The 24,870-nt window shown below is 59.4% G+C and carries 26 protein-coding genes and 1 tRNA gene; 4 read left to right on the plus strand and 23 right to left on the minus strand.

The features are described 5' to 3' along the window. Positions 1-52 precede the first annotated feature (52 nt). On the plus strand, positions 53-541 hold the full coding sequence (coaD, locus tag ACK4FF_RS03145) for a pantetheine-phosphate adenylyltransferase (protein WP_409704500.1): 489 nt from the start codon (positions 53-55) through the stop codon (positions 539-541). Between the two features lie 18 nt (positions 542-559). Further along, entirely contained in the window at positions 560-871 is a 312-nt protein-coding gene (locus ACK4FF_RS03150) for a YfhL family 4Fe-4S dicluster ferredoxin (protein ID WP_409704502.1), read from the plus strand. 19 nt (positions 872-890) lie between these two features. Here ACK4FF_RS03150 and ACK4FF_RS03155 read toward each other — a convergent pair whose 3' ends face one another. The 15 genes from ACK4FF_RS03155 to ACK4FF_RS03225 form a co-directional block, all read right to left on the minus strand. Continuing rightward, on the minus strand, positions 891-2,123 hold the full coding sequence (locus ACK4FF_RS03155) for a hypothetical protein (protein ID WP_409704504.1): 1,233 nt from the start codon (positions 2,121-2,123) through the stop codon (positions 891-893). 102 nt (positions 2,124-2,225) lie between these two features. Next, the gene (locus ACK4FF_RS03160) at positions 2,226-3,560 is read right to left on the minus strand and encodes a sigma-54-dependent transcriptional regulator (protein ID WP_409704506.1); all 1,335 of its coding nucleotides are present in this window, start codon (positions 3,558-3,560) and stop codon (positions 2,226-2,228) included. Next, complete coding sequence (locus tag ACK4FF_RS03165; RefSeq protein WP_409704508.1) at positions 3,557-5,374, minus strand: ATP-binding protein; 1,818 nt, start codon at positions 5,372-5,374, stop codon at positions 3,557-3,559. The genes ACK4FF_RS03160 and ACK4FF_RS03165 overlap by 4 nt, the downstream gene beginning before the upstream one ends. A gap of 21 nt (positions 5,375-5,395) precedes the next feature. After that, the gene (locus ACK4FF_RS03170) at positions 5,396-6,193 is read right to left on the minus strand and encodes an ABC transporter ATP-binding protein (RefSeq protein ID WP_409704510.1); all 798 of its coding nucleotides are present in this window, start codon (positions 6,191-6,193) and stop codon (positions 5,396-5,398) included. 2 nt (positions 6,194-6,195) lie between these two features. Then, positions 6,196-7,008 carry an ABC transporter permease gene (locus ACK4FF_RS03175; protein ID WP_409704512.1) on the minus strand — a complete coding sequence of 271 codons (813 nt, stop codon included), beginning with the start codon at positions 7,006-7,008 and terminating at the stop codon, positions 6,196-6,198. 7 nt (positions 7,009-7,015) lie between these two features. Further along, positions 7,016-8,011, minus strand: coding sequence for an ABC transporter substrate-binding protein (locus ACK4FF_RS03180; RefSeq protein WP_409704514.1), 996 nt, complete (start codon positions 8,009-8,011; stop codon positions 7,016-7,018). A 210-nt stretch (positions 8,012-8,221) separates the two neighbouring features. Then, positions 8,222-9,313, minus strand: a complete 1,092-nt coding sequence (gene ychF, locus ACK4FF_RS03185; RefSeq protein WP_409704516.1) for a redox-regulated ATPase YchF — start codon at positions 9,311-9,313, stop codon at positions 8,222-8,224. Between the two features lie 183 nt (positions 9,314-9,496). Continuing rightward, complete coding sequence (locus ACK4FF_RS03190; RefSeq protein ID WP_409704518.1) at positions 9,497-10,615, minus strand: patatin-like phospholipase family protein; 1,119 nt, start codon at positions 10,613-10,615, stop codon at positions 9,497-9,499. Next, on the minus strand, positions 10,612-11,241 hold the full coding sequence (gene pth / locus ACK4FF_RS03195) for an aminoacyl-tRNA hydrolase (protein WP_409704520.1): 630 nt from the start codon (positions 11,239-11,241) through the stop codon (positions 10,612-10,614). Before pth ends, ACK4FF_RS03190 begins: the two co-directional genes overlap by 4 nt. 184 nt (positions 11,242-11,425) lie before the next feature. Then, positions 11,426-12,016: a 50S ribosomal protein L25/general stress protein Ctc gene (locus tag ACK4FF_RS03200; RefSeq protein ID WP_409704522.1), complete on the minus strand. Its 591-nt coding sequence runs from the start codon at positions 12,014-12,016 to the stop codon at positions 11,426-11,428. A gap of 89 nt (positions 12,017-12,105) precedes the next feature. Further along, complete coding sequence (locus tag ACK4FF_RS03205; RefSeq protein WP_409704524.1) at positions 12,106-13,056, minus strand: ribose-phosphate pyrophosphokinase; 951 nt, start codon at positions 13,054-13,056, stop codon at positions 12,106-12,108. Between the two features lie 76 nt (positions 13,057-13,132). Beyond that, positions 13,133-13,209: transfer RNA gene (locus ACK4FF_RS03210), tRNA-Gln, on the minus strand. Continuing rightward, positions 13,208-14,176, minus strand: a complete 969-nt coding sequence (gene ispE, locus ACK4FF_RS03215) for a 4-(cytidine 5'-diphospho)-2-C-methyl-D-erythritol kinase (RefSeq protein ID WP_409704526.1) — start codon at positions 14,174-14,176, stop codon at positions 13,208-13,210. Before ispE ends, ACK4FF_RS03210 begins: the two co-directional genes overlap by 2 nt. A gap of 8 nt (positions 14,177-14,184) precedes the next feature. After that, the gene (locus ACK4FF_RS03220; protein WP_409704528.1) at positions 14,185-14,766 is read right to left on the minus strand and encodes a hypothetical protein; all 582 of its coding nucleotides are present in this window, start codon (positions 14,764-14,766) and stop codon (positions 14,185-14,187) included. 25 nt (positions 14,767-14,791) lie between these two features. Continuing rightward, positions 14,792-16,585: a tetratricopeptide repeat protein gene (locus ACK4FF_RS03225; protein WP_409704530.1), complete on the minus strand. Its 1,794-nt coding sequence runs from the start codon at positions 16,583-16,585 to the stop codon at positions 14,792-14,794. Positions 16,586-16,698: 113 nt separating this feature from the next. On the opposite strand from ACK4FF_RS03225, the gene mutM reads away from it, so the two are divergent. Beyond that, positions 16,699-17,517: a bifunctional DNA-formamidopyrimidine glycosylase/DNA-(apurinic or apyrimidinic site) lyase gene (gene mutM / locus ACK4FF_RS03230; RefSeq protein ID WP_409704532.1), complete on the plus strand. Its 819-nt coding sequence runs from the start codon at positions 16,699-16,701 to the stop codon at positions 17,515-17,517. Further along, positions 17,514-18,659, plus strand: coding sequence for an A/G-specific adenine glycosylase (gene mutY, locus ACK4FF_RS03235; protein ID WP_409704534.1), 1,146 nt, complete (start codon positions 17,514-17,516; stop codon positions 18,657-18,659). The genes mutM and mutY overlap by 4 nt, the downstream gene beginning before the upstream one ends. On the opposite strand, the gene rapZ is transcribed toward mutY, so the two are convergent. From rapZ to lptC, 8 genes are all read right to left on the minus strand, one after another. Beyond that, positions 18,603-19,463, minus strand: a complete 861-nt coding sequence (rapZ, locus tag ACK4FF_RS03240; protein ID WP_409704536.1) for an RNase adapter RapZ — start codon at positions 19,461-19,463, stop codon at positions 18,603-18,605. The genes mutY and rapZ overlap by 57 nt on opposite strands. A gap of 8 nt (positions 19,464-19,471) precedes the next feature. Beyond that, positions 19,472-20,440: an HPr(Ser) kinase/phosphatase gene (gene hprK / locus ACK4FF_RS03245; RefSeq protein WP_409704538.1), complete on the minus strand. Its 969-nt coding sequence runs from the start codon at positions 20,438-20,440 to the stop codon at positions 19,472-19,474. 6 nt (positions 20,441-20,446) lie between these two features. Continuing rightward, positions 20,447-20,917: a PTS sugar transporter subunit IIA gene (locus tag ACK4FF_RS03250; protein WP_409704540.1), complete on the minus strand. Its 471-nt coding sequence runs from the start codon at positions 20,915-20,917 to the stop codon at positions 20,447-20,449. Between the two features lie 111 nt (positions 20,918-21,028). Then, positions 21,029-21,355 carry a ribosome hibernation-promoting factor, HPF/YfiA family gene (gene hpf, locus ACK4FF_RS03255; protein ID WP_409704542.1) on the minus strand — a complete coding sequence of 109 codons (327 nt, stop codon included), beginning with the start codon at positions 21,353-21,355 and terminating at the stop codon, positions 21,029-21,031. Between the two features lie 43 nt (positions 21,356-21,398). Beyond that, positions 21,399-22,931, minus strand: coding sequence for an RNA polymerase factor sigma-54 (locus ACK4FF_RS03260; protein ID WP_409704544.1), 1,533 nt, complete (start codon positions 22,929-22,931; stop codon positions 21,399-21,401). Positions 22,932-22,948: 17 nt separating this feature from the next. Continuing rightward, entirely contained in the window at positions 22,949-23,728 is a 780-nt protein-coding gene (gene lptB / locus ACK4FF_RS03265) for an LPS export ABC transporter ATP-binding protein (protein ID WP_409704546.1), read from the minus strand. Continuing rightward, positions 23,728-24,291, minus strand: coding sequence for a lipopolysaccharide transport periplasmic protein LptA (gene lptA, locus ACK4FF_RS03270; RefSeq protein ID WP_409704548.1), 564 nt, complete (start codon positions 24,289-24,291; stop codon positions 23,728-23,730). Before lptA ends, lptB begins: the two co-directional genes overlap by 1 nt. Further along, positions 24,288-24,869 carry an LPS export ABC transporter periplasmic protein LptC gene (lptC, locus tag ACK4FF_RS03275; RefSeq protein WP_409704550.1) on the minus strand — a complete coding sequence of 194 codons (582 nt, stop codon included), beginning with the start codon at positions 24,867-24,869 and terminating at the stop codon, positions 24,288-24,290. The genes lptA and lptC overlap by 4 nt, the downstream gene beginning before the upstream one ends. Position 24,870 lies beyond the last annotated feature (1 nt).

The following is a 24,870-nucleotide window of genomic DNA, read 5'->3' on the forward strand; positions in this document are numbered from 1 at the left end:
TTATTCCTAGAAAAAAACAAAACCCTCTGACACAGACACATGGAGACCAGCAATGCGGATTGCGGTGTATCCCGGCACGTTTGACCCCCTGACGCGAGGCCATGAGGATTTGGTCCGACGTGGGGCCAAGATTTTCGACAAGCTCGTGGTGGGTGTGGCTGACAGCCCCAACAAGCGGCCCTTTTTCACCATGGACGAGCGCGTGGAGATTGCCCGTGAGGTGCTGTCCCACTACCCCAACGTCGAGGTGCGAGGGTTTCGCGGCCTGCTCAAGGATTTCGTGCGAGACAATGAGGCCAGCGTGATTATCCGTGGCTTGCGCGCAGTCAGTGACTTTGAGTACGAGTTCCAGATGGCCGGGATGAATCGTTACCTGTTGCCCGATGTGGAAACCATGTTCCTGACCCCATCGGACCAGTATCAGTTCATTTCTGGCACCATCGTGCGTGAAATCGCCTCGCTGGGCGGCGACGTGAGCAAGTTCGTCTTCCCGTCCGTTGAGCACTGGCTGAACCAAAAGCTGGGCTTGAAAAAGTCCTGATTCAAGGGTTGTTGGCACATGGCGTTGATCATCACCGATGAATGCATCAATTGCGATGTGTGCGAACCGGAATGCCCCAACGGTGCCATCACCATGGGCGAAACGATTTACGTGATTGACCCGGGCAAATGCACGGAGTGTGTGGGTCATTTTGACACGCCCCAGTGCGTGGAGGTTTGCCCGGTGGAATGTATTCCCAAAGACACCGCGCACCCTGAGGACCAGCCTGCGTTGTTGGCCAAGTTCTTCAGATTGCACCCTGACAAATCCCCCTATCTGTCAGGCTCACCGGTTGAGCCCGGGCGCTCCACTGGCGATCACGGCTGCTAGGCCGTACACTTCGCGGGCATCACAAGGTGGCCTGAAGGCACAGTCGTGTTGCGGGTGTGGACGGGTTGACTTCGTCCGACAATTCAAACCAGCCATTGACCCATGCCCAGACCGCCTGCAAGCCTGGTCGCATGGCTTTGGCCAGGTCAAGGTTGCTGCAGTCCGTACTGCGGCGCTGGGGTGTTACAGGTTTGGCTTCGCTGCCCTCAAGGGTCTCTGGTTCCAGTTCAAGCTGAGTCGAGGCCGGGTCCCACTTCAGGTTGAAACTCCAGGCATCGGCCTCTTCATGGGTGTAGGTCCATTCCGCGCCCCGGAAATGCCAGGGCTGCAAAGGAAAGCCACCCTGGAAGCTCTGGCTGGACCACGCCGCTTGGTGCTCGTCCGGCGCATCGTCCCTGCGCAAGTAGGCGCGAAGGTTCTGGCCCAAGGCCCGAAGTATCGGCAGGCCACCGGCTGTGCCGCGCGCGGGGGTCAACAGCACCTGTTTGCCCGCCAGCGAGAACGTCCACGGGTGTGTCAACAGCGTGCCTGAGGCGTCGGTGCTCAGGTCTGCCAATTCGAGGGTCCATGGCCCCTCTTGGGGCTGCAACAGGCGTATCGAGGCTTGTTGTCGCCCAGTGAGTTCGACCGGGGCACCTCCCCATTGGCCTTGCAGGCGCCAGCCTGTCCGCCAGTGGCCGCTTTGCCCTTCGGTGGGCAAGTCAAGCACCCATTCATCCACTGTGGTGGTGCCTTGCCAAGCGCCCAGCCCCAGGTTCAGTTGGGTTTGGTTCAACTCCATCCGCGCCAGTTGCCGAAATGTCGGTTGGGGCAAGCCTGCCCAAGTGCCATGACTGGCCGCATGCCTGGCCACTGCAGACAGCAGCGGCGGTAGGCAACTCAAGGGGCTTTCACACGCTTGGCCTGCCGCCCATTGAAGGCCCAGGCCTTTCACCGTGATGGCTGTGACTGTGGCCGATGCTTTGGGGTTCAGGCTTTGCCAGCCGTCCAGGTCGATGCGCAGTAGCCCCACGGACCAACGCTCACCCGTGGCTGGGTTGTTCAGGCTCAGTCCACTGACCATGAGGGCGGGTTGGCTGGACAGGGCCAGCACCACCCGGTCAGCCGTGGCGTTGTAGCCCGGGAGTTCCTGCGTGAGCAAGGCCAGTCGGTCGGCCCACAGGGCTTTGGGTACGATGATGCCGTGGGCCACAATGGCGGCCAAGCCAATCAAGGTGGTGACGACGATGGTCCACAGGACAGGTTTGCGCACAACAGGGTCCAGGGTTGTTCAGGCTGCTGTTTGAGCCTTCAGTGACGACAGGGTTCCCACGATTGTAGGCAATCTTGCTTGGATTGACACCCCGTGTCGGCGTCAACGGCGGAAATCATCCGGCACGATGCCGTGTCGGCTGAGTTTGTCGTAGAACGTCTTTCTTGGGGTTTGCAGCATTTGCGCGGCCAGCACCACATTGCCTGCGTTGCGCTTGAGCGCATCGGTCAGCAAAGCGCGTTCAACCGCATCCAATTGCTCGGCCAGCGATGACGCACCTGCGGTGCTGGCCTGAGGGTGCATGGTCAAGCCGTCGGGCAGGCCCAGCGCCCAGCGGTCGGCGACATTCTTGAGTTCGCGCACATTGCCGGGCCAATCGTGTTGCTGCCAACGGGCAAGGTCGGTTGGGTTCCACACTGCCACGGGCCGTTGATAGCGCTGTGCCGCTTCGGCAAGGAAATGAGCCATCAGTGGGGCGATGTCTTCGCGGCGTTCTCGCAAGGGGGGCAGGTCAACACTGACCACATTCAGGCGGTAGTACAAGTCGCTGCGGAATCGGCCCGCATCTGCGGCTTGTTTCAGGTCCACTTTGCTGGCGGCAACCAGCCGAAGGTCTAGGGGCACTGGGGTGTTGCTGCCCAGGCGTTCGATGCTGCGCTCTTGAAGTACCCGCAGAAAACGCACCTGCAGGCTCAGCGGCATGGTTTCAATCTCGTCAAGAAAAAGGGTGCCGCCACTGGCGTGCTCAATTCGCCCAATGCGCCGTTTGCTGGCCCCGGTGAACGCGCCCGATTCATGCCCGAACAATTCGCTTTCCACGATGCTTTCCGGCAGTGCCCCGCAGTTGATGGCCACGAAAGGGCCGGTTCTGCCGCTGGCATCGTGAATGGCGCGGGCCACCACTTCTTTGCCAGCCCCTGTTTCGCCATTGATGAGAATGTCGACGCCGGTGGGGGCCAGTGTTTCCACCCAGTGCCGAAGGCGTTGTACAGACGCCGTTTGGCCGATGATGTTGGCCACGCCATGGTGGCGCAGGCGGGACTTCAATTGCCGGTTTTCCAACTCAAGCCGGCGTGTCTGCAGCGCCCGTTGCACCGTGGTGACCAACCGCTCCGAGGCAAAGGGTTTCTCGATGAAGTCCCAAGCCCCGTCGCGCATGGCGTCCACCGCCATGCTGACGTCACCGTGCCCGGTCATCAGCACCACGGGCATGTCTCTGTCGGTTTGTCGCAGTTCTCGCATCAGCGTCAGCCCGTCCATGCCGGGAAGCCGAACATCGGTGACCACCAAGGCGGGAATTTCAGTCGCAAGCGCCTTCATCATGTGTTCGGCGTTTGCAAAGGTGCGCACGCGAATGTCGGCCAGGCTCAGGGCCTGTTCGCAGCCTTTGCGAACGGCCTCATCGTCTTCAACCAGAAACACAGCGGTGGGGCTCATGAAGTTACAGTCCATTCAGGGGCTTTGGGCAGGGTCAGCAGAAACTCTGCACCGCCCTCGGGTCGGTTTTGTGCCTGGAGAGTGCCCCCATAACTTTCGGCGATGGTGCGGGAAATCGTCAGGCCCAGCCCCAAACCTTCACCACTGGGTTTGGTGGTGAAGAAGGGTTCAAACAGGTGGTTCAGCGCTTCGGCACTCAAGCCTGGGCCACTGTCGCCAATCGCAAGGCCCCAGTGTTTGCCCAGGTCCCGGCATTCGACGGTGAGCATCGGGGCGTCCTGCCCGGCCATGGCATCCAGTCCGTTGCGGATGAGGTTCACCAGCACTTGTTCCAGTCGGCCCGACTCGGCCATCACCTCACGGCTTGAATCGGCCGGTGGGGTGCTCACCGTGGCATTCAACTCGCGTCGGCGAGGCTCGACAATCAGCAGGGCGTGTTCGATGGCGCTGTCCAGGCTGACCGGGGTGGGGGTGGGGGCTTCTTTGCGGGAAAAGGTTTTGAGCTGGCGAACAATGCGGCCTGTTCGGCCCACCAAGCCGGAAATCATGCGCAGGTTGTCTGCAGCCTCGTTCAGTCGGCCTCGGTCCAGCAGGGCACGGGCATTGTCCGCAAAGGTTTGCAGGGCAGCCAGCGGTTGATTGAGTTCATGGGTGATGCCCGCTGACATTTGACCGAGCATGGCCAGTTTGCCCGCTTGCATGGCGGCGTCTTGGGTTTCACGCAGAATGGCCTTGGTGGTTTCCAGTTCTGCAATTTGTGCGCTCAAGTCGGCTGTGCGTTCTGCAATGCGTTGCTCCAGGCTGGCGTACACGCGCATGAGTTCTTCCCGGCGGCGCGCCCTGTGCCTAAGGTGGGCCATCACAAGCAACACCATGGCGCAGGCCAGCGCCACCGCTGATGCTTGGGTTGCGGCGGTGTTGCGCGCCTCGTTCAGGCTGCCCAAGTGGACCAGTTGCCAACCTTGCAGCCCCACCGGGCGTGCCATCACCAACCGTTCACGGTTGCCTTCACCGGGCAAGGCCACACGCTGGGGTTGTTGCTGGTTCACTTTCAAGGGCGTGTTGGCCAGCGTTGGAATGGGTTGGTTGCCGTACTGGCGGGTTTGGGCCAGCCGGGCTTGGTCGGCCTCGTTGAGGGTGCGCAGGCTGCGGTAATGCAGGGTGCGCAATGAGGCCAAAAACACGATGCCGTCGCCATCGACCAGCAGCAGTGGATCTGCGCTGTTGCTCAGCGCCTGTTCGAGTTGATCAAGTTGTTGCTTGACCACAACCACGCCCAAGGTTTGTCGGCCTTGCCGTATGGGCACGGCCAGAAAGTAGCCCGGCTCGCCGGTGGTGACCCCCACACCATAAAAGCGCCCCAGCCCTTTGTCCAGCGCATCGCGGAAATAGGGGCGAAAGCTGTAGTCTTGCCCCATGAAACTGCGGGCCAATCGCCAGTTGCTGGCGGCCACGGTAATGCCTTGGGGGTTGATCAAAAAGGCCGCAGACACCTGCGCACTTTGCTGGGCAGCCTCCAGGTAGGCATTGGCCGCGCTGACCCGTTGGGTGTCGGTTGGGTTTTCCAGCAAGGCTCGCAGGGTGGGGTCCAAGGCCAGAAGACCGGGCAGGGTTTCGTGGCGGGCCAGGGTGGCCTCAAGCGTGAGGGCCAAGGCGTCCAGATTGCGAAGCGATTCCTCCCGCAGAGCATCTGTTTGCCGGGCCAGCAGGCTGGTGTAGGCAACCCACGCCACCAGCAACCACAAGGCCATGGCTACGCCGGCCAGAAAGGCTGGGCGGCGCAGCATGGGATGGTCGCGGAGTCGAGGGTTCACCAGTCCATTCTACCGAGTCTGTCAGTCGACCGCAGCCAACTTCATCTCAGCCTCGGCGTGGCGTTGCTGCTCTTCCATCACCAGTTGGCCCAGTTCGCGTTTGAGGTCATTGAACGCCGGGGAGGCCGGGTCGCGGGGGCGGGGCATGTCCACCCATTGGTCACGTTTGACTGTGCCGGGCCGGTAGGTCATGACCACGATGCGGTCGGCCAGGTAAATGGACTCTTCAATGGAGTGGGTGACAAACAGAATGGTTTTGCCCAAACGCTCCCAAATGCGCAGCAGTTCATCCTGCAGGTTGCGGCGGGTCAGGGCGTCCAGCGCACCAAAGGGTTCGTCCATCAACATGATGGGCGAGTCCAGGGCCAGAACCCGGGCGATGGCCACCCGCTGGCGCATGCCGCCGGACAAGTCTTTGGGAAAGCGTTGCCGGAAGTCTTTCAGGTGCAGCATGTCCAGCAGTTGGGTGACGGTGGCTTCAATTTCATCGTGGGTTTTGCCTTGAATTTCCAGGCCAAACTGGATGTTTTGTTCCACAGTCATCCAGGGAAAGAGGGCGTATTCCTGAAACACCATGCCCCGGTCAGGCCCTGGGGTGAGAATGGTTTTTCCGTCCACTTTGATGCTGCCCTTCGAGGGCGGTTGAAACCCGGCCACCGCATTGAGCAGGGTGGATTTGCCACACCCCGAGGGGCCCAGCAAGCAGACGAATTCGCCCGGTTGAATGGTGAGGTTAATGTCTTTCAAGGCCACAACGTCACCGCCCGGTGTGGTGAACACTTTGTGCACGTCGTCAATTTCGATGGTGTTGTGATTCATGTTCAATGCTCCAGTCCACGGTGCCAGCGCAGCAGGTAGTTGTTCAGGCGGCTTACGCCGGTGTCGATGGCCAGGCCCAGAAAGCCGATGGTGATCATGCCGGCGATGATTTTGTCGGACCACATGAATTCACGGGCCTCCAGAATCCGAAAGCCCAGCCCATCATTCACTGCGATCATTTCGGAAACGATCACCACAATGAATGCCGTACCGATGCCGATGCGCACCCCCGCCAGAATGTAGGGTGTTGCAGCCGGCAGCATCACGCGGGTAAACATCGTCCACTGGTTGACGCCCAGGTTGCGCGCAGCGCGGATGTAGATGCCATCCACTTGGCGCACCCCGGCAATGGTGTTCATCAGCACCGGGAAAAATGCCCCGATGGCGATCAGGAAAAACGACGGTGGATTGCCCAGCCCAAACCACAAGATGGCCAAAGGAATATAGGCAATCGGTGGGATGGGCCTGAGGATCTGCACCAGTGGGTTGAGCAGGGTGTAGATACGGGGCGTGGCACCCATCAGCAAGCCAATCGGCAGTGCCAGGCCTGCACCGATCAAAAAGCCCACCACCACCCGGTACAGGCTGGAGTACGCGTCATGAATTAGCTCGCCGGAGAACAGCCATTGAAGGGTGGTTTGCCCGGGTTCCTGCGCTTGCAGGGGCATGAGGTAAGCCCACCATTTGGCCGCTACAGCGGAAGGCGCAGGCATCACGACTGGTGAGAACAGCCCCGCGTGCGAGGCGGCCTCCCACACAATCAGCACCAGCACGGGTACCAAAGCACCCTGCAGGAATGCATTGATTTTTTTCATGTTGATCTCACTTGATTTTCAGGTCGGACTTGGCCTTTTGCAGCAGGTCCAGCTTCACCCACTCGCTGGCTTTGGGCGGCTTTTGCATGCGGCCTACACCGTACTTGTTCATGAATTCGGTGGTGATGTCGATGTGTTCCAAGGTCACGTCATAGGTGTAATCGGCGTTGTCCATGGCGTCGCGGAAATCGTCCGAGGTAATCTGCCCTTTGAACATCTGGTCACGAACATACTTTTCCGCCAGTGACATGTCCTTGTTGAACAGCGCGGTGGTTTCCACAAAGCACTTCATGAGGCGTTGGGCCACATCCCTTTTCTCGGTGTACATCTTCTCGGTCATCACCAACAGGCGCACAGGTTCGCCCATGCTGGTGTTGTAGGGCTTCATGATTTCCACGCCAAATTTCTTGTTGATGGCTTGGGACGATTGCGGTTCGGATTGACACATCGCATCAATCTGTTTGGCCGCCAGCGCTTGGTTCAAATCGGCAAACGCCAGAAACACGATCTGCACGTCCTTGCCGGGTTTGTCCGACCAAGTCAGGCCCGCTTTCTCAAGCTCGGCGTACAGCAACAGTTCATGGGCGCCGCCCCGGGTCACGCCCACCTTCTTGCCTTTGAGGTCTTGCAGGTTTTTAATGCCCGTATCCACACCTGCCACAATGCGCGCACCCCCTTTGGCAAAGCCTGCCACCGTGAAAATGGGCACCCCGTTGGCGCGGCCTGCAATGGCACCGTCCGAGGCCAGCGCGGCAATGTCGATTTCCCCAGCCACGATGGCGGGCATGATGTCAGGCCCCTTGGGGAACATCCGCTCTTCCACCTTCAGGTTGTACTTGCTGCACGATTCCTTCATGTACGACACCGCACCGTAGTGTGCGAACTTCAGATTGCCCAGCCGAACCACGTCAGGCTGTTGGGCCTGCGCGGGTGCGCTGAACGCGGCGGCTGCACTGGCCATCACCAGGGCTGTGCGGGTTATTGCTTTGCGAATGTTCATCATCACCAACTCCTCCTTGTTTGTTGTGGAGGACTACTGTGCAGATGCCGTGCCAGCGCGTTGCTTGCGTGTAAAGCAATGATCTAAATGAGTTAATTAAAACTGGGGGTGTGGGAGTGTGTGCGGAGTTTCGCAGAGGGTGCTGGGTGGTATGTGTGGAAAGTCGCACACCAGTGTGCGGTGAGCAGAATGCCACTCACCGCTGCATGCAGGTCAGACGTTGAACAGGAAGTTCATGACGTCGCCGTCATGCACCACATATTCCTTGCCTTCCGCCCGCATCTTGCCGGCTTCCTTGGCACCGTTTTCACCCTTGAACGTGATGTAGTCGTCAAACGCGATGGTTTGGGCGCGAATGAATCCGCGCTCGAAGTCGGTGTGAATCACGCCCGCCGCTTTGGGGGCCGTGTCGCCAATGCGGATGGTCCAGGCGCGCACTTCCTTCACCCCGGCGGTGAAGTAGGTTTGCAGCCCAAGCAGCTTGAAGCCGGCGCGAATCACGCGGTTCAGGCCAGGCTCATTCATGCCGATGCTTTCCAGAAACTCCATTTTGTCCGCATCATCCAGGTCGGCAATTCCTGCTTCGATGGCGGCGCACACCGCCACCACGGGTGCGTTCTGTTTGGCCGCGTAATCTTTCAGGCGGTCCAGGAAGGCGTTGTTCTCAAAGCCGTCCTCAGCCACGTTAGCCACATACATGGCTGGTTTGGCGGTGATCAGGCCAAAGCTCTTGATGGCGAACAGGTCTTCAGCGTCCAGCCCCAGCGCGCGCACGGGCTTGACCTCATTCAACTGGGCCTGACACTTCTCCAAAATGGCCAGCACTTTGGCGGCTTCCTTGTCGTTGGCGCGGGCCTGTTTGGCGTAGCGGATCACCGCCTTTTCAACCGTGCCCAAGTCGGCCAGGCACAACTCGGTTTCAATGGTTTCAATGTCGGACAAAGGGTCCACCTTGCCATTGACGTGCACCACGTTGTCGTCTTCAAAACAGCGCACCACATTCACGATGGCATCGGTTTCGCGAATGTGGGCCAGAAATTGGTTACCCAAGCCTTCGCCTTTGGAGGCCCCAGCCACCAAGCCGGCAATGTCCACAAACTCCACGGTGGCGGGCACCACGCGTTCGGGCTTCACAATCTCAGCCAGTTTGTTCAAACGCTCATCGGGCACTTCCACAATGCCCACATTGGGCTCGATGGTGCAGAAGGGGTAGTTCTCAGCCGCAATGCCGGCTTTGGTCAGGGCGTTGAACAGGGTGGATTTGCCCACATTGGGCAGGCCGACGATGCCGCATTTCAGAGTCATGGTGGTTCCAGTGCTGTGTCCGGTTTGGCAGAAGGGCCGCAACAGGGCGGTGCCGTGGACTGATCATCAATCCAGCATTGTACCCCGAACCACCTCGGGTCAAAAACCTCTGTGAACTCTTAAGCTTGCGTTCATGTGGCGGCTGCAGTTGTGGTGGCTGGTGTGAAAGAGCGCTGCTAAGTCTCATGCATAGGGTTCAATCCGCCTTGTGCTGGGCTGCTCTGCCCAGTGGGCGAACTCTTCAGCAAGGCGGTGGCTTTCTGCAATGGCTTGTCGCCAGTGCGCCAAGCGCTGGTCATGGTTCAGGCCATAACGTTTGAAGTCGCTGCGGTCGGGGATTTTGCCGGCGGGCAGGCTTTTGACAAATTCGTCCGTGGGGCACAGCAGCACCACATTGCTCATCCAGTCCGGCCGAGCTTTGCGCAGCTTAAGAAACTTGTCCAGCCAACCGGGCGTGACCGTGTTGGCAAAGTGGGGGTACAACACCAAGCCATCCAGCCGGTGATAGGGCAAGGCCAGGTGATAGTCGGTCAGGCCGCCATCCCAAAAAGGGCCCTGATAGGCGTTCTCGGCGCTATGGGCCTGCGCAATAGTGTGGATGGGGTTCAGTACAAACGGAATGCTGCCCGAGGCCAGCAGGGCTTGGCGAATATTCACCTCGCCCAACGGAGCGCTGTGGGTTGGAATGCGGTCGAACGGTTGTTCCAGCCAGTCGACTGCGGCACCTGGGCTGTGAAAAATCCACCGCTCAAAATAATGGGCCAGCTTGTCCCGGTTCAGGCCATTGGCCAATACCGCCGCTGCAAAACCGCGTTTGCGGGCTCTGGCTTGGCGAGCGTGGTGCAAAGGCGGCAAGCCGCGGTTGACCCACACCAGCAGTTCCTTGCCTTGCGGCAGGCTCATGCTTTGAGCCTGATCCCCAACCACCGCATTGACCATGCTTTGGCACACGTCACTGATGGTGTGCCGGTCTACCCCCTTGGGGTAACGCTGCGCATCGCAGTACTGGTCGGCAAGGCGTTTCAGCGCGGTCACAGGCTCGCTGCTGGCTGCGGCCGCCATGCGCCATGCACCGATGGACGCCCCCAGCAATTGCAGGGGTTTGACCCCCGCCTGCTGCCGGGCCGACAAGTGGGCTGCGTTGAACCAATCTCCAAACAGAAAGTGGTCCAGCCCCTGAAGGATCAGCCCTTTAGGCCCCCCTGCCGCGCCCGGAATGGCCTGTACATCCAGTGGCGATAAGCCGTGTTGTTCAATGTGTCGCCTGGCCCTGTCCCCGGCGATGATGCGCAATGCCTTCATGCGGGTCCCTTGGGGTTCAGCCCCTTGTACCATTGGTCGCCATCGGTGTGTATGCGTGTCGTGGCTTGGGCCAATTCGCCTTTGAGCAGCAGGTCGCTGTGTTTGTGAAGAATGTCCAGAACGCCATCGATGGCTTTTTGCTGTTCGGCGCTGGGGCGGTGCAGCACAAAATCAGCCACGCCCTGTTGCAGGTTCAGGCTGCGTGGGTGCCCGATGCCAATCCGGGCCCGCCAGAAGTCGGCTGTGCCCAAGTGGGCGACGATGTCTTTCAAGCCATTGTGGCCGGCATGGCCACCCCCTTTCTTCAGTTTCAGTTGGCCCGGCAGAAGGTCCAGTTCATCGTGAGCCACCAGCACCTGTTCCGGTTTGATTTTGAAGAATTTGGCCAGCCCCCCCACCGCCTGCCCCGACCTGTTCATGTAGGTGGTCGGGAACAGCAGCCAAACGTCTTCACCGTTTGCCTTGATGCGGGCCAAATCACCGAGAAAGCGTTTGTCGGCCTGCAGTGGCGCGTTGTGCTGGCGGCAAAGCCGGTCCAGGTACCACACCCCAGCGTTGTGTCGGGTGTCTTCGTATTGGGGGCCGGGGTTGCCCAGGCCCACCACCAGCTTGATGGGGTCGGTCATGTCTGCTTGTGCGCATTGTGGGCGCAGTTCATGTTCGGGGTGTCGTTAGCTGCATGCTAAACCATCGGCTGCCTTCCGGCATCTTGACTTGTACAAATGCCCGCGGCCAACAAAAAACCCCCGCAGCCGGACTGGTCGGGGGTTTTGGTCAGGCTCAACAGGTGAGCCTGAATCAAGGGCGGGATTACTCGTCGCCAGCGGCCTTGGCGGCAGCGTTCTTGATTTTTACGGTCACCAGTGACAGGTCGTCCTGGCCGTGGTTGGGGATGCCAACGCCGGCTGGGAATGTCAGGTCGGTGACGTGGATGGAACGCTTGGTGATGTCCAGGATGCTGCAATCCACCGCGATGAATTCGGGCAGGTCAGCAGGCAGACATTCCACTTCGATCTGGTTGGCTACGAAAGTCACTTGGCCAGCGTACAGCTTGACGGCTGGGCTTTCCAGGTGGCCGGAGTAGTGCAGAGGCACAGGCATGTGGATCTTCTGGTTGGGGTCCACGCGCTGGAAGTCGATGTGCAGAATCTGCTGCTTGTAGGGGTGCAGCTGATAGTCACGCAGCACGGCTTTTTCTGCCTTGCCGTCGATTTCCAGGTCCAGAATGGAGGAGTGGAATTTTTCTTTCTGCAGGGCGTGCCACAGAGGATTGTGCTCGATGGACACAGCCACAGCTTGGGTTTGAGCCCCATACAGAATGCCAGGAACCTGGCCTGCACGACGCAGGCGGCGGCTCGCTCCGGAACCCTGCTCAGTGCGGGATGTTGCAACTACTTTCATGTTGATCTCCTAATTGGGGCCGACCGCGACCAGTAAACCCCAGCATGCAGCACTTTGTGAGGGCGGCTGCATTCAACCCAAAAAAACGTTCAGTCGATGAACAGCGAGCTCACCGAGTCGGAGCGCACAATACGCCGAATGGTTTCAGCCAGCAGTTCTGCCACGCTCAACACCCGGATGGTGCTGCTGTTGCGCGCTTCTTCGGACAGCGGGATGGTGTCGGTCACGACCAGTTCATCCAGGTCGGAGTCTTCGACACGCTGCACGGCCCCACCCGACAGCACCGGGTGTGTACAGTAGGCCAGCACTTTCAACGCGCCGTTGGCCTTGAGGGCCGAGGCTGCCTTGCACAGGGTGTTGGCTGTGTCGACCATGTCGTCCATGATCACGCAGGTGCGGTCTTTCACGTCACCAATGATGTTCATGACTTCGGCCACGTTGGCGCGAGGACGGCGTTTGTCGATGATGGCCAAGTCGCAATCCAGACGCTTGGCCAGCGCACGCGCACGCACCACACCGCCGACGTCAGGCGACACCACCATCAGGTTTTCAAATTTCTGTTTCCACACGTCGCCCAGCAGCACGGGGGACGCGTAGATGTTGTCCACGGGGATGTCGAAAAAGCCCTGGATTTGATCGGCGTGCAAGTCCATGGTCAGCACGCGGTCAACACCGGCCACCTGCAGCATGTTGGCCACCACTTTGGCGGTGATGGCCACGCGGGAGGAGCGCACGCGGCGGTCCTGGCGGGCATAGCCGAAGTAGGGAATGGCTGCGGTGATGCGGCCAGCAGACGCGCGTTTGAGCGCATCGATCATGACCATCATTTCCATCAGGTTGTCGTTCGTCGGGGCGCAGGTGGACTGCAGCACGAACACGTCTTTGCCGCGCACGTTTTCATTGATCTCGACGGTCACTTCGCCGTCCGAAAAGCGGCCAACGGACGCTTTGCCCAGCGGGATGTTCAGCTGTTGGGCCACGGACTCCGCCAGCGCGGGAATCGCGTTGCCGGTGAAGATCATCAAACTGTCGCTTGCCATTGTGGTTCCCCGGGGCTAGACAAAGGAATGAACGCAATAAAAAAGGGCCAACCGTTGGCTGGCCCTTTCGAGGTTTTGGCAGGGGAGGAAGGACTCGAACCCTCGAATGCCGGAATCAAAATCCGGTGCCTTAACCAACTTGGCGACTCCCCTAAAACTTGTTCGATCCGAGGCTACAACTCATGCAGCGGCCGGTTTGCAACAACTGGCTGCTCAGCACGGCTTGCCGTGCCTTGCTGAGTTGACTTGGGCTAGCAAACACAGCGAACATGGCAGAACCAGAGCCAGTCATTCGGGTCAACAGGGGCAGGTGTGTGGACACCTGCGCTTCAAACTCCCGGTAATGCGCAAGCCATAGGGGCATTGCATCTCTAACCACCTGTTCCAGCGCATTTTCAGTGCTGTGTTTCAGAACATGGACCAAGGCAAGCATGCTTGCACTGGCGTGGTCAGGCCGACAGTTTGTTGCCTGTTCAACCCGGCGAACCGAATCGAAGACCGAAATTTTGACGTCTTTTGCGTTCCGTGTCAATTGGTTCGAGGCAAAAATTTGCCCTGTGGGGCAGGAAACCGGGGGCTTGTACAGCAGCACCGGGGCATAAAGCCCGGGCAGCGGGGTCAGCGTTTCGCCAATGCCTTCCACAAAGGCGCAGTCGTCCTGCAGAAAAAACGGCACATCCGCACCCAGGCTGAGCGCGATTCGGGCCAACTCCACTGCGGGCACTGATCCGTCGAAATGCTGGTTCAAGAGGCGCAACACCGCCGCGGCGTTGCTGCTACCGCCGCCCATGCCAGCCTCTTCGGGGATGTGTTTGATCACATCCAGCGTGATGTTCAGGCCGCTTGCCCGGTGGGGCGTATGGGACTGAAGTGCCTGCCAATAGGCCCGTGCCGCCCTCGCGGTCAGGTCCTTGGTTTCGGGCAGGTGCAGAAGGTCCCCGGTTCGGCTCAGGTGCAGGCCTGAATCGCCCTCGGCAAGGGTCAGGGTAATGGTGTCACACACATCCACCGGACAGAACAGGCTTTGGAGCAGGTGGTAGCCGTCAGGCCGGCGCCCGGTGACATGCAGAAACAGGTTGATTTTGGCCGGGGCCAAAGCAGTCAGGGTGTGGTTGGCCATGCGGGCGCTTATCGCAGCAGTTTGCCTTTGGGAATCAGGTCGATTCGGCCTGAGGTGTTGCTTTGAACAAACAGCACACGGTAGCGCCCGTCCAGGTTCTGCCAGGTCCAGTTGGCGGGCAGGGGTGGCAGGGTGTCTGGGTTGGGGTTTTTCATCCAGTCCACGAGTGCGTTGGCGGGCAGTTTGATGGGGAACATCAGGTCAAACAGGGTTTGCCAGTCTTGTGCCAGGTACACGCGGCCATCAGCGGCCCGCACTTCGTAGAAGTCTCCCGACCGCTTGGCCTGTCCAAGGCTAGGGCCCAGTTTGGAGTTCACTTCCAGACTGGCCACTTCCATGGGACCCCGGTTGGGTGTGTTGATTTGGGCAGAGCGCCACTCGTAGCTGCCAGAGATGCTGTCGGCCTGAACCTGTCCATCGTCTTGAGTGGTTTTCCAGATCAAGCCGAATCGCCCCTCGTGGCAACTGGCCAGGGGGGCTGTGCAGTCAATGCCGCTGGTGTGTGGCCCGGTGCTGCTGCAGGCGCCCAGCAGGGTGCAGAACAAGGTGGTCAGTGCGATTGGCCAGCCGGGTATGCGGAGTGCATTCATTTGCGCGTGGTGTCCCTGTCGGTCATCAAACGCCCGGCAGCGTCTGGATCAGGGTTTTGAGCCGTTGGCTGTCCGGGTACTTCGGCAATAACGCATCAGAAAGCGATTTGGCATCAGCCAATTGCCCTTTTTTGATCAAGACTTCCAGCAGATGTACTCCGATTTCTTCATCCTGACGCAGTGAGTAGGCTTTGCGCAAGGCTTGTTCCGCCTTGTCCAGGTCGCCCAGCCGGTAATGCACCCAGCCCAGCGAGTCGAGTATGAACGCATCGTTGGGGGCCAGTTCAGCCGCCTTGGTGATGAGGGTCAAGGCCTCGGGCAGGCGGATGTTGCGGTCAGCGAAGGTGTAACCCAAGGCATTGTAGGCGTGTGCATTGTCGGGTTTGACTTCCATCAGTTTGCGCAGGTTACCTTCCACGGCGCTCAGGTCGTTCATGCGCTCGGCCACCATGGCCCGCTCGTACAGCAGTTCCGGTTGGTTGGGTTGGGTGCTCAGCGCGGCGTCCAGTTCACTGGCGGCCTCTTGGGGGCGTTTGCGGCTTTCGGCCAGTTGGCTTTTGGCCAGCGCCAGACGCACGGCCTGTTCATCGTTGGCGGGTTTGAACTGCTGAAGCACCCGCGCTGCGCCCTCGGGTTTGCCTTGCAGTTCTTCAAGGGCGGATTTCTTCAGTTGAATGTCGAGGTCGGTTTTGGCGTTGGGCGCACGGTCCAGCCAGGCGTAGGCGGCGGCGAAGTCTTTGTCCTGGGCGGCCATGTCAGCCATGGTGATGTGAATCAAGGCTTCGTTTTGTCGCTCAGTGGCCGGCACTTTGGACAGGTACACATTGAATGCTTTTTCAGCCGCCTTGCGTTCGCCCGTCTTGCTCAGCACAAAGCCCAGGCTGGAGTACAGCGGGTAATTCTCGGGCTGTAGTTGCAGCATTTCATTGAACCGCTGTTTGGCCAGCGGCCATTGTTCCTGCTGGGAATAAACCCGTGCCAGGTAAAGGCGGGCGCCGAACCATTTCGGGTTTTGGTCGGTCAGTGGGGTGATGTAGGCCAAAGCCGCGCTGGGGTTGGTGTCGCGGCGCTCCATCAACTGGGCTAACTGCACCACATAGCGTTCTTGCGGTGAAATGGCGGCCAGGTTTTGCAGGTGAACAATCGCGGTGGCGAACTGGTCGGCAGACTCGCTGATTTGCGCCAAGAGCAGTTGGGCGTCAGCATCCTTGGGGTTGTTGCCGAACAGTTCAATGGCGGTGTTGTACGCCTTGGTTTTGTCGGGAATGCGCATCAGCATTTCCGTGGCCACTTTGATGGGCGTGGCATGGCTGATGCCCGGGTTGGCCTGCTCGGCCTCTTTAACCTGCGCCAAGTATGTTTTCAAGGCAGGCAAGGCTTCGTCCACACGGTTGGTGCCCAATTGCAGCACCATCACTGAACGGCGGGCCTGTGCATCGGTGGGGGCCACGTCGGCCCACACTTGCGCTGCTTTCAGGGCTTCTTCCAGTTGCCCTTCGCCCAAGCTGATTTCCAGCGCACGTTTGGCCAGTTCTGGGTCCTGCAGTTGCTTGGCGGCTTCAAGGTAAGCCAGCATGGCCGAATAGGCATCCCCACGTTGCTGGGCAATTTCAGCGGTCATCAGGGCAAACAGCGGGTTGCGCTCAACCAGCCTGGCCACTTTGGCCTGGTAGTCTTCGCGTTTCATCTGGGCTTGCGATTGGCCCGGGGCGGCCACCGGTAAGCCCGAGTCCTCCACGGGTGAGGTGGCGCAGCCTGCTACAATGCTTGCAAGGCCCAAGACAACGGTGCAACTGCGCACCCATTTCAGACGAGTCATGTTTTACAACCTGATGGATAGACCGGTTCATCAACCAAGCCCATTATTACCACATTCGCCCAGCGGTGTGGGGTGCGCCCCCGGCGCTGCGGTGCGCACAAGGGTTCATTTGTATGCCTGAGTTGCCTGAGGTCGAAATCACCCGCAGGGGTGTGGCACAACATTTTACGGGGCAAACCCTCCTGGATGTCACCGTGCGGCAACCGCGCCTGCGTTGGCCCGTGCCTGATAGCCTGTCCAGTTTGGCTGGGGCCCGGCTGGATTCGGTGGAGCGGAGGTCTAAATATGTGGCCATGCGGTTTGGTGCGCAGGTGGTGTTGGTGCACTTGGGCATGTCGGGCACGCTGAAGGTGGTGGATGCGCAATCGGCGTGGGACAAGCACGACCACGTTCAGTGGCTGTTCGAGGGCAAGGCCCTGCGCCTGAATGACCCGCGCCGCTTCGGCAGCGTCGACCTGCTGGCCGCCCGCGATTACGAGGCCCAAACTCACCCACGCTTGGCCAGCCTTGGCCCGGAACCTTTGGGCGTCGGTTTTACCCCCGAGCAATTTTTCAAAGCCACGCGTGGCAAAACTTTGTCGGCCAAGGCGCTGTTGTTGTCGGGCGCCGCGGTGGTGGGGGTGGGCAACATCTACGCCTGCGAAGCCTTGTTCAGGGCTGCGGTCAGGCCGGGGCGGGCGGCTGGCCGCCTGAGCCGAGCCGACTGCACCCGCCTTCACTCAGCGATCGTCGCTGTGCTAGGCGAGGCCATCGAGCGGGGTGGTTCCACGCTGCGTAACTTTCAGGCCATTGATGGTGAGTTGGGGCATTTTCAAACCCATTGCGATGTGTATGGCCGCGAAGGGCAGGGTTGCAAGCGGTGTGAGGGGGTGATCAAGCGCCGTGTCATGAACCAGCGCAGCACCTTTTATTGCCCCGGTTGCCAACGATGACGGCCTTGATTCCCGAGGAGCCTTTGCGGGGCGAGGTGTTTGCCCGCACCTTGCTGGAATGGCAGGCCAAGGCCGGCCGCCACACCCTGCCTTGGCAAAACACGGGCGACCCTTACAAGGTGTGGTTGAGCGAGGTGATGCTTCAGCAGACCCAGGTGGCCACCGTGTTGGCGTACTTTGAGCGTTTTCTGCAGGCCTTTCCCACCGTACGCGATTTGGCAGCAGCGCCTTCTGAGCAGGTGATGGGCTTGTGGGCTGGTTTGGGCTACTACAGCCGTGCCCGCAATCTGCACGCCTGTGCCAAAGCAGTGGTGCAACACTTTGGCGGTGAGTTTCCAAGGGCGGTCAAGGACCTGGCATCTTTGCCCGGCATTGGCGAGTCCACGGCAGGGGCTGTGGCGTCGCTGGCTTATGGTGAGCGCGCGGCCATTCTGGATGGCAATGTGAAACGGGTGTTCTGCCGCTATTACGGCATTGAGGGCTACCCCGAGCAAACCGCGGTGAAGCGGACCTTGTGGGGGGTAGCCCATGAGAATGTACCTGCGGTGGAGCCCGGCCGATACAACCAGGCTTTGATGGACTTGGGGGCCACGCGCTGCACGCCTCGAAAGCCTCAATGTGAGGCTTGCCCCTTGATGGCCAGTTGCCAGGCCCTCAGGCAGGGCAAGGTGGGCCTGCTGCCCGAGCCCAAGCCCAAAAAAGCCCGCCCGGTGGTTCAGGGGGTGGCCCTTGTGCTTCGGGACAGCCGGGGTTACGCCCTGTTGAACAAACGGACTGAGAAAGGGGTTTGGCAGGACCTCTGGCTGCCCCCAATTCTCAATGGTTCCTTCGGTGGGCAGGCTGACGATGCACGAGTGGTGCACGCCGGTCTTGAGGCTTTGTTGGCGTCGTCGGGCTTGGGGCTGCAGGCGCTGCCTTCTGTTCAAGCCATAGCGCAAGCCTTGCAACTGCCCGCTTTGCAACATGAGTTAACCCACAGGCGCATGGTATTCCATGTGGTTCAACATCAGGTGCACCACCCGCTTGAACCCTGTGTGGACCCCGCTGGCGTGGCCCTGCCCAAAGTGGTTCACAAAATGCTGGAATCAACCCAAGGTTCGGTGCCGAATCAGGATGTGATCAATTTCAGCCAAGGGGGCTGACCCCAAGCGCTTGGCCAGGGTTTCTGCAATGTACACGGAGCGGTGCTGGCCCCCGGTGCAACCAATGGCCACAGTCACGTAGCTGCGCTGTTCCATCAAGTAGTTCGGCAGCCACTTGCGCAAATACTGTTCAATGTCATTCAACAGCTCGGCGCTGCGTGTGTCTTGTTCAATGAACTCGATGACGGGCGCATCACGGCCTGTCAGCGGACGCAGGGCTTTGTCGTAGTAGGGGTTGGACAGGCAGCGCACATCGAACACCAGTTCGGCATCGGTGGGCAGGCCTTTTTTGAAACCAAAGGTTTCGAACACCAAGGTCAGCCGTGATTTGGCGCTGTCAACCGCGTCCAGAATCCATTTGCGCAGGGTGTTGGGGTGCAGGGCGGTGGTGTCAATGCAATTGGAGAGGTCTTTCAGCGGCGCCAGCGCTTTGCGCTCGGCAGCCACGCATTCCTGCACGGTGGCTTGATCACCCAGTTGCGCGCTCATGGGGTGGCGTCTGCGGCTTTCGGAGTAACGGGTGGCCAGCGTGTCGTCATCAGAGTCCAGAAAAATTGGCCGCGCGTCCACGCCCTGGTTTTTCAGATCGACGAGTACTTTGGGCACGTCCACGATGTCTTTGCCCGAACGGGCGTCCACCGCGATGGCCACTTGCGTGTGGCCTTGGTCGTCCAAGCGTTTCAGCACGGCGCTGATGAGGGGTGGGGGCAGGTTGTCGACGCAATAAAAATTCGCATCTTCCAGGGCCCGAATGGCCACCGATTTTCCGGAACCGGACAGGCCGGTGAGCAGCACAACCTTCATGGCAGTCCTCAGTGGTCCAGGTCCGGGTCACCCTCGGGGGGCACATCACCACCGAGTTCACTGAGCATGGCCTTTTGTTGACGCACCATGAATTCATCCAGGGTGTTGATGCCCCGCATCTGCAGAATGGTGTTTCGCACGGCAGCCTCCAGCAACACCGCCAAGTTGCGGCCAGCCGCCACGGGCAGCATGACCTTGCGAATGGGCAGCCCAAGCACTTCCTGAAACTGGGCCTCGGTCACCAGCCTTTCCTGCTGTTGTTCCAGCGAGGCCCGGCGCACCAGGTGCACAATCAGTTTAAGCCGCATTTTTCGGCGGACTGCGGTTTCACCAAAAATGGCCTTGATGTCCAGCAGGCCTACACCGCGCACTTCCATGAGGTTGCGAATCAACTCAGGGCAGCGGCCTTCAATATAGTTCGGGGCCACGCGGGACAGTTCGACCACATCGTCGGCCACCAAACCATGGCCGCGCGAGATCAGTTCAAGCCCCAATTCGCTTTTGCCCAGCCCTGATTCGCCGCAAATCAGCACACCCATGCCCAACACGTCCATGAACACGCCGTGCATCATGGTGCTGGGGGCCAGCCATTTGTTGATGAAGACCCGAAGGAAATCGATGATCTCTGCGGCGGGCAGTGGGGTGGTCAACAGGGGGACATTGGCCTCGTCGCAGCCCTGGGTGAGGTAGGGGTGTGGCTGAAAAGACTCAGCCACAATGATGGCCGGTGGGTTGCCATCAATCAGTTTGCGGATTTGGTGCTGTTTGCGCGAATCTTCAATGCGCGCGAAGTACTCAATTTCCTGCCGACCAAACACCTGGATACGCCCGGGGTGAATGGTGTTGAGGTGGCCCACAAGGTCAGAGGAAGCAAAGCACTGAAGGTCCAGCTTGCGGCCACCGCCTTGGCGGCCAGCCAGCCAGTGAAGCTTGAGTTTGTCTCGGTTCGCTTCGATCAGTTCTTTGAGTTGCTTCACTGCAGGTCAGCTCGCGGGTTGGTAGGGCTCCCAGTTGGTGATGAGCTGGTGTACAGCGCCCGGTTCGGCGCTGGACAGCAGTTGCTCGCGAAAATCGCGGTCAGACAACATTTGAGCCAGTTCGGACAGTATATCCAGATGGTGCTGGTTTGCGCTTTCAGGCACCAGCAAAAAAACCAGCAGCTTGACGGGTTGACCGTCCGGGGCATCGAAGGGGATTGGGTCCTGGACACGAACCAGGCAGGCCACGGGCTCTTTCAGCCCTTTAATGCGGCCATGGGGCACGGCGACTTGCTGGCCCAGGCCAGTGGAGCCCAGACGCTCCCGGGCGAACAGGCTGTCGAAGACTTTGGACCGCGCAATGCCTTGGTTGTTTTCGAAGACCAGACCGGCTTGTTCAAAAACCCGTTTCTTGCTGGTGACCTGCGCATCCAAAAGTATGTTGGATGGGGCCAGGAGGTTGGCTATCAAGTTCATCGGACGGAATCCCGCTACCCGCTACAAAAAATTGTGGGCCGATTATACGCCAAACCAATGAAAAAGGCGGAGTGCCCTCCGCCTTTTGATTTTCCCTGAAAATTCAGATGTTTATTCCGCTTCGACCGGTTGGTGCTTGATCGGGGAATGGCTGTGGTTGGTCAGTTTGTCCTTGTGTCGCAGAACCTGCCTGTCCAGTTTGTCGGCCAGAGCGTCAATGGCTGCGTACATATTGGCATCCGAGGATTCTGCGTGAATGTCTTTGCCGCGTACGTGCAGGGTGACTTCGGCTTGGTGGACCAACTTCGTGACCGACAGGGTCACTGAGGCGTCAATCACATGGTCGAAGTGTCGCTTGACCCGGTCCAGTTTCTCAACCACATAGGCGCGAATGGCGGGGGTTACTTCCAGATGATGACCATTGATGTTCAAGTTCATACGGACTCTCCTTCTCAAGCTGCGCCAGCCCTGCGGTTGGTTACTACAGCGACTTGCGCATGTTCACCGGTGGAATCTTCAATGATTCCCGGTATTTAGCCACCGTACGTCTGGCGACGACGATGCCCTGCTGGCCAAGTAATTCGGCAATTTGACTGTCAGATATCGGTTGCTTTGAATCCTCCGAGGACACGAGTTGCTTGATTAACGCACGAATCGCCGTGCTGGAAGCCTGACCACCCGAATCGGTGGAAACATGACTGCCGAAGAAATACTTTAGCTCAACTAACCCATGCGGCGTCAACATGTATTTTTGCGTGGTGACCCTCGAAACAGTCGATTCATGAAGGCCCAAAAGGTCTGCGATTTCCCTCAATACCAAGGGCTGCATGGCGATCTCGCCGTGGTTGAAGTAGCCCATTTGACGTTCAACGATGGCTTGGGAGACCCGCAAAATCGTGTCAAAACGCTGTTGAACGTTTTTTAGCAGCCACCGGGCCTCTTGAAGCTGGGTGCTCAACTGCCCAGCCTGCCCACGGTGTGAGCGCAGAATGGAGGCGTACATCTCATTGATGCGGATGCGTGGCATCACTTCCGGGTTCAACTGAACCTGCCACTTGCCGCTGGCCTTGCGGACAATCACGTCCGGCGTGATGTGTTCGTCATCCACGTGGCGGAAGCGCGCTCCGGGGAAGGGCTCCAGCGACCGAATGACCTGATGGCAGATTTTCAGGGTGTCTTCGTCGACGTTCAGGACCTTTTTCAGCTTGGTGTAGTCGCGTTGGGCCAGCAGGCCCAAGTGCTCAGCCACGATGCTCAGGCAGGCCTGAAGTTCCTCAGGGGTCAAGGGCAGGTCGTCACGGTGGCGCAACTGAATGGTGAGGCATTCCGAGGCGTTACGCGCGCCCACTCCCAAGGGGTCGAAACTTTGAAGCAGGCTCAAGGCAGACTGCAGTTCTTCAAACTCCAGGTCTGGGGCGTCCTGAAGGGTTTCCCACAGGTCTTCCAGTTCAACCGTCAGGTAGCCATCGTCGTTCAGGTAGTCAATCAACCACATGACGAGGTTTTTGTCCCGTTCCGAGGCTTGGGTCACCCGCAATTGGTCCAGCAGGTGCTGAGCCAGGCTGCTTTCGGGGGCGGCCAGTTGTAGCCCCGGCTTTTCCTCGTCCCCATCGTGGTTGTTGCCACTGTTGTCCCGCCAGTCCCCCTCCCAATTGTCGACAATGCCGTCGATGGAGTCGCGCTGAACCACGTCGTCGTAGTCCTCGTCCGGCGAACTGCTGGGGGCTGTGTCGCCCAGGGCTTCGCCTGGCCCGTCTTCGCGTTGGGCTGGCGCCACCTCACTGGCTTGAAAGGCACTGTCTTGTTGGTCATCGAGCTGGGCGTTGGCGTCCAGGCTGACCATCTGGTCAGTGCCTTCATCGTCCGCCAGTTCCAGCATGGGGTTTTCAGCGAGCGCCTGCTGGATTTCCTGTTGAAGTTCCAGCGTGGACAGTTGCAGCAGGCGTATGGACTGCTGAAGCTGCGGAGTCAGCGTCAGGTTTTGCGAGACTTTGAGCTGGAGTGACTGTTTCATCGCAATGTGTGCCAGCCTTACATGCGGAAATGTTCGCCCAGATACACCCGGCGGACATCGTCGTTTTCAATGATTTGGTCGGACGTGCCCGAGGCCAGCACACGGCCTGCGCTGATGATGTACGCCCGGTCGCAGATGCCCAGGGTTTCGCGCACGTTGTGGTCGGTGATCAGCACGCCGATGCCTTTGGACTTGAGCAGGTTCACAATCTTCTGAATTTCCAGCACAGCGATCGGGTCAACGCCTGCAAAGGGTTCGTCCAGCAGGATGAAGCGGGGTGAAGTAGCCAGGGCCCGCGCAATTTCCAGGCGACGGCGCTCACCACCGGACAGCGATGCAGCCAATGAGCTGCGGATGTGGCTGATCTGCAAGTCGTTGAGCAGGCGTTCAACCGCGTCGTCCACGCTCTCGTTCTGGGGTGGGTTGATTTCCAGCACCGCGCGGATGTTGTCCTCGGTACTGAGCTTCCGAAAGATCGACGCTTCTTGGGGCAGGTAGGACAGCCCGGCCCGCGCCCTGTCGTGGATGGGCTTGAGTGTGATGTCTTGCCCTTCAAGGCAGATGTTGCCTTCGTCTGCAGACACCAGGCCCACAATCATGTAGAAGCAGGTGGTTTTGCCCGCGCCGTTTGGGCCCAGCAGGCCGACCACTTCGCCGGTGTCCACATGCAGGGACACGTCTTCAATCACCTTGCGGCTGCGGTAAGCCTTGCGCAGGTGTTGTGCTTGAAGCCGGCCTTGTCCGGTCAGTGTGGTTGCGGGGGTGTCGTTGGGTTTGCTCACGGTGGATGGGCTCATCAAGGGGTGACCGGTTTGGGCTTGATAACCGCCTGAACCCGGGAGGGTTTGCCGCCCGCTGCATTGTTGCCGCCAACCACGTTCAGCGTTTCGCTGTTTTGTTGATAGACAATGCGGTTGCCGGAAATGGACTCGGTCAGCTCTCCATTGGTGGATTTCTGCAGGTTGGCCGAACCGGTGAGGGTGATGGTGGATTGCACACCATCCATCTCGATCAGGTTGGCCGTGCCGTTGATCAGCAACACTTCGCCGGGTTTTTCCGAGTCACGTTGCTGTTTGAAGCGTGCCGGGCTGCCTTCGATGCGCGCGGACTGGCTGCCATCCTTGTTCTCGGTCAGGGTGAGTTTGTCACCGCGAACGACCAGACTGCCACGGGTGAGCAACACATTGCCGGTGAAAACATTGACACTGGATTTGTCGTTGTAACTCATCTGGTTGGCGTCAATGGTGGTCGGCTGCTTCTTGTCAGCCTCCAGTGCCATGGCGGATTGGCCCGCCCATGGGCTTGCCAAGGCAATGACCAACATCACGGCGGTGGTTTTAAACAGGGAAAGGGTTTTCATCGTTTGCCCTCGATTTGGAGCTTGACAGGGCCCAGGCTGCGCATCTCGCCGGTGTTGTTGTTGTATTCAACGCCCTTCATCTGCATGACCTGTGTGGCACGGGTCACTGTGACGGGCGTTTTGGTGTGAACGGTGTTCTTTCGGTTGTCCAGCGTGAGTTCCTCTGCCTTCAGCAACGAGGTCTGCCCTTGCCGAAGCGCGTGGACCTGCACGTTCTTTTTCAGGATGATCTGATCGGTGTCCAGCAGGTACTCACCTTGCTCGGACTCGCCCTGAATGGCGGTGCCTTTGGCGCCGTATTGCTCGACTTCCGGTTGATCGATGTTCCACACGTTGCCCTGCGGAATGTGTTCGGCGTGGCTGCTGCGCACCAAGGAGAACCGGTTTTGGGTCAGGTCGTGGCTTTGCACCGAGAAATTGCGCATGTAGTAGTCACTGACCGTCGGGTCTTTGGCCCCGCTGAACCGGAACAGGTCCAGTTCACTTTGCATGGCGTACCAGTACGAGGCAGCGGCCAACACAAAGGTCAGCAACAGCGGTATGAATTGGGACAGGTGGTTGGCCAGGTTGCGCAGCATG

It is taken from the genome of Limnobacter sp. (assembly GCF_046297615.1).
GTDB lineage: Bacteria > Pseudomonadota > Gammaproteobacteria > Burkholderiales > Burkholderiaceae_B > Limnobacter.

Excerpts from the sequence above, each read along its gene's own strand:
- coaD (WP_409704500.1), top strand. The coding sequence starts at position 53 with ATGCGGATTGCGGTGTATCCCGGCACGTTTGACCCCCTGACGCGAGGC.
- ACK4FF_RS03150 (WP_409704502.1), top strand. The coding sequence starts at position 560 with ATGGCGTTGATCATCACCGATGAATGCATCAATTGCGATGTGTGCGAA.
- ACK4FF_RS03160 (WP_409704506.1), bottom strand. The coding sequence starts at position 3,560 with ATGAGCCCCACCGCTGTGTTTCTGGTTGAAGACGATGAGGCCGTTCGC.
- ACK4FF_RS03170 (WP_409704510.1), bottom strand. The coding sequence starts at position 6,193 with ATGAATCACAACACCATCGAAATTGACGACGTGCACAAAGTGTTCACC.
- ACK4FF_RS03175 (WP_409704512.1), bottom strand. The coding sequence starts at position 7,008 with ATGAAAAAAATCAATGCATTCCTGCAGGGTGCTTTGGTACCCGTGCTG.
- ACK4FF_RS03180 (WP_409704514.1), bottom strand. The coding sequence starts at position 8,011 with ATGATGAACATTCGCAAAGCAATAACCCGCACAGCCCTGGTGATGGCC.
- ychF (WP_409704516.1), bottom strand. The coding sequence starts at position 9,313 with ATGACTCTGAAATGCGGCATCGTCGGCCTGCCCAATGTGGGCAAATCC.
- ACK4FF_RS03190 (WP_409704518.1), bottom strand. The coding sequence starts at position 10,615 with ATGAAGGCATTGCGCATCATCGCCGGGGACAGGGCCAGGCGACACATT.
- pth (WP_409704520.1), bottom strand. The coding sequence starts at position 11,241 with ATGACCGACCCCATCAAGCTGGTGGTGGGCCTGGGCAACCCCGGCCCC.
- ACK4FF_RS03200 (WP_409704522.1), bottom strand. The coding sequence starts at position 12,016 with ATGAAAGTAGTTGCAACATCCCGCACTGAGCAGGGTTCCGGAGCGAGC.
- ACK4FF_RS03205 (WP_409704524.1), bottom strand. The coding sequence starts at position 13,056 with ATGGCAAGCGACAGTTTGATGATCTTCACCGGCAACGCGATTCCCGCG.
- ispE (WP_409704526.1), bottom strand. The coding sequence starts at position 14,176 with ATGGCCAACCACACCCTGACTGCTTTGGCCCCGGCCAAAATCAACCTG.
- ACK4FF_RS03220 (WP_409704528.1), bottom strand. The coding sequence starts at position 14,766 with ATGAATGCACTCCGCATACCCGGCTGGCCAATCGCACTGACCACCTTG.
- ACK4FF_RS03225 (WP_409704530.1), bottom strand. The coding sequence starts at position 16,585 with ATGACTCGTCTGAAATGGGTGCGCAGTTGCACCGTTGTCTTGGGCCTT.
- mutM (WP_409704532.1), top strand. The coding sequence starts at position 16,699 with ATGCCTGAGTTGCCTGAGGTCGAAATCACCCGCAGGGGTGTGGCACAA.
- mutY (WP_409704534.1), top strand. The coding sequence starts at position 17,514 with ATGACGGCCTTGATTCCCGAGGAGCCTTTGCGGGGCGAGGTGTTTGCC.
- rapZ (WP_409704536.1), bottom strand. The coding sequence starts at position 19,463 with ATGAAGGTTGTGCTGCTCACCGGCCTGTCCGGTTCCGGAAAATCGGTG.
- ACK4FF_RS03250 (WP_409704540.1), bottom strand. The coding sequence starts at position 20,917 with ATGAACTTGATAGCCAACCTCCTGGCCCCATCCAACATACTTTTGGAT.
- hpf (WP_409704542.1), bottom strand. The coding sequence starts at position 21,355 with ATGAACTTGAACATCAATGGTCATCATCTGGAAGTAACCCCCGCCATT.
- ACK4FF_RS03260 (WP_409704544.1), bottom strand. The coding sequence starts at position 22,931 with ATGAAACAGTCACTCCAGCTCAAAGTCTCGCAAAACCTGACGCTGACT.
- lptB (WP_409704546.1), bottom strand. The coding sequence starts at position 23,728 with ATGAGCCCATCCACCGTGAGCAAACCCAACGACACCCCCGCAACCACA.
- lptA (WP_409704548.1), bottom strand. The coding sequence starts at position 24,291 with ATGAAAACCCTTTCCCTGTTTAAAACCACCGCCGTGATGTTGGTCATT.
- lptC (WP_409704550.1), bottom strand. The coding sequence starts at position 24,869 with ATGCTGCGCAACCTGGCCAACCACCTGTCCCAATTCATACCGCTGTTG.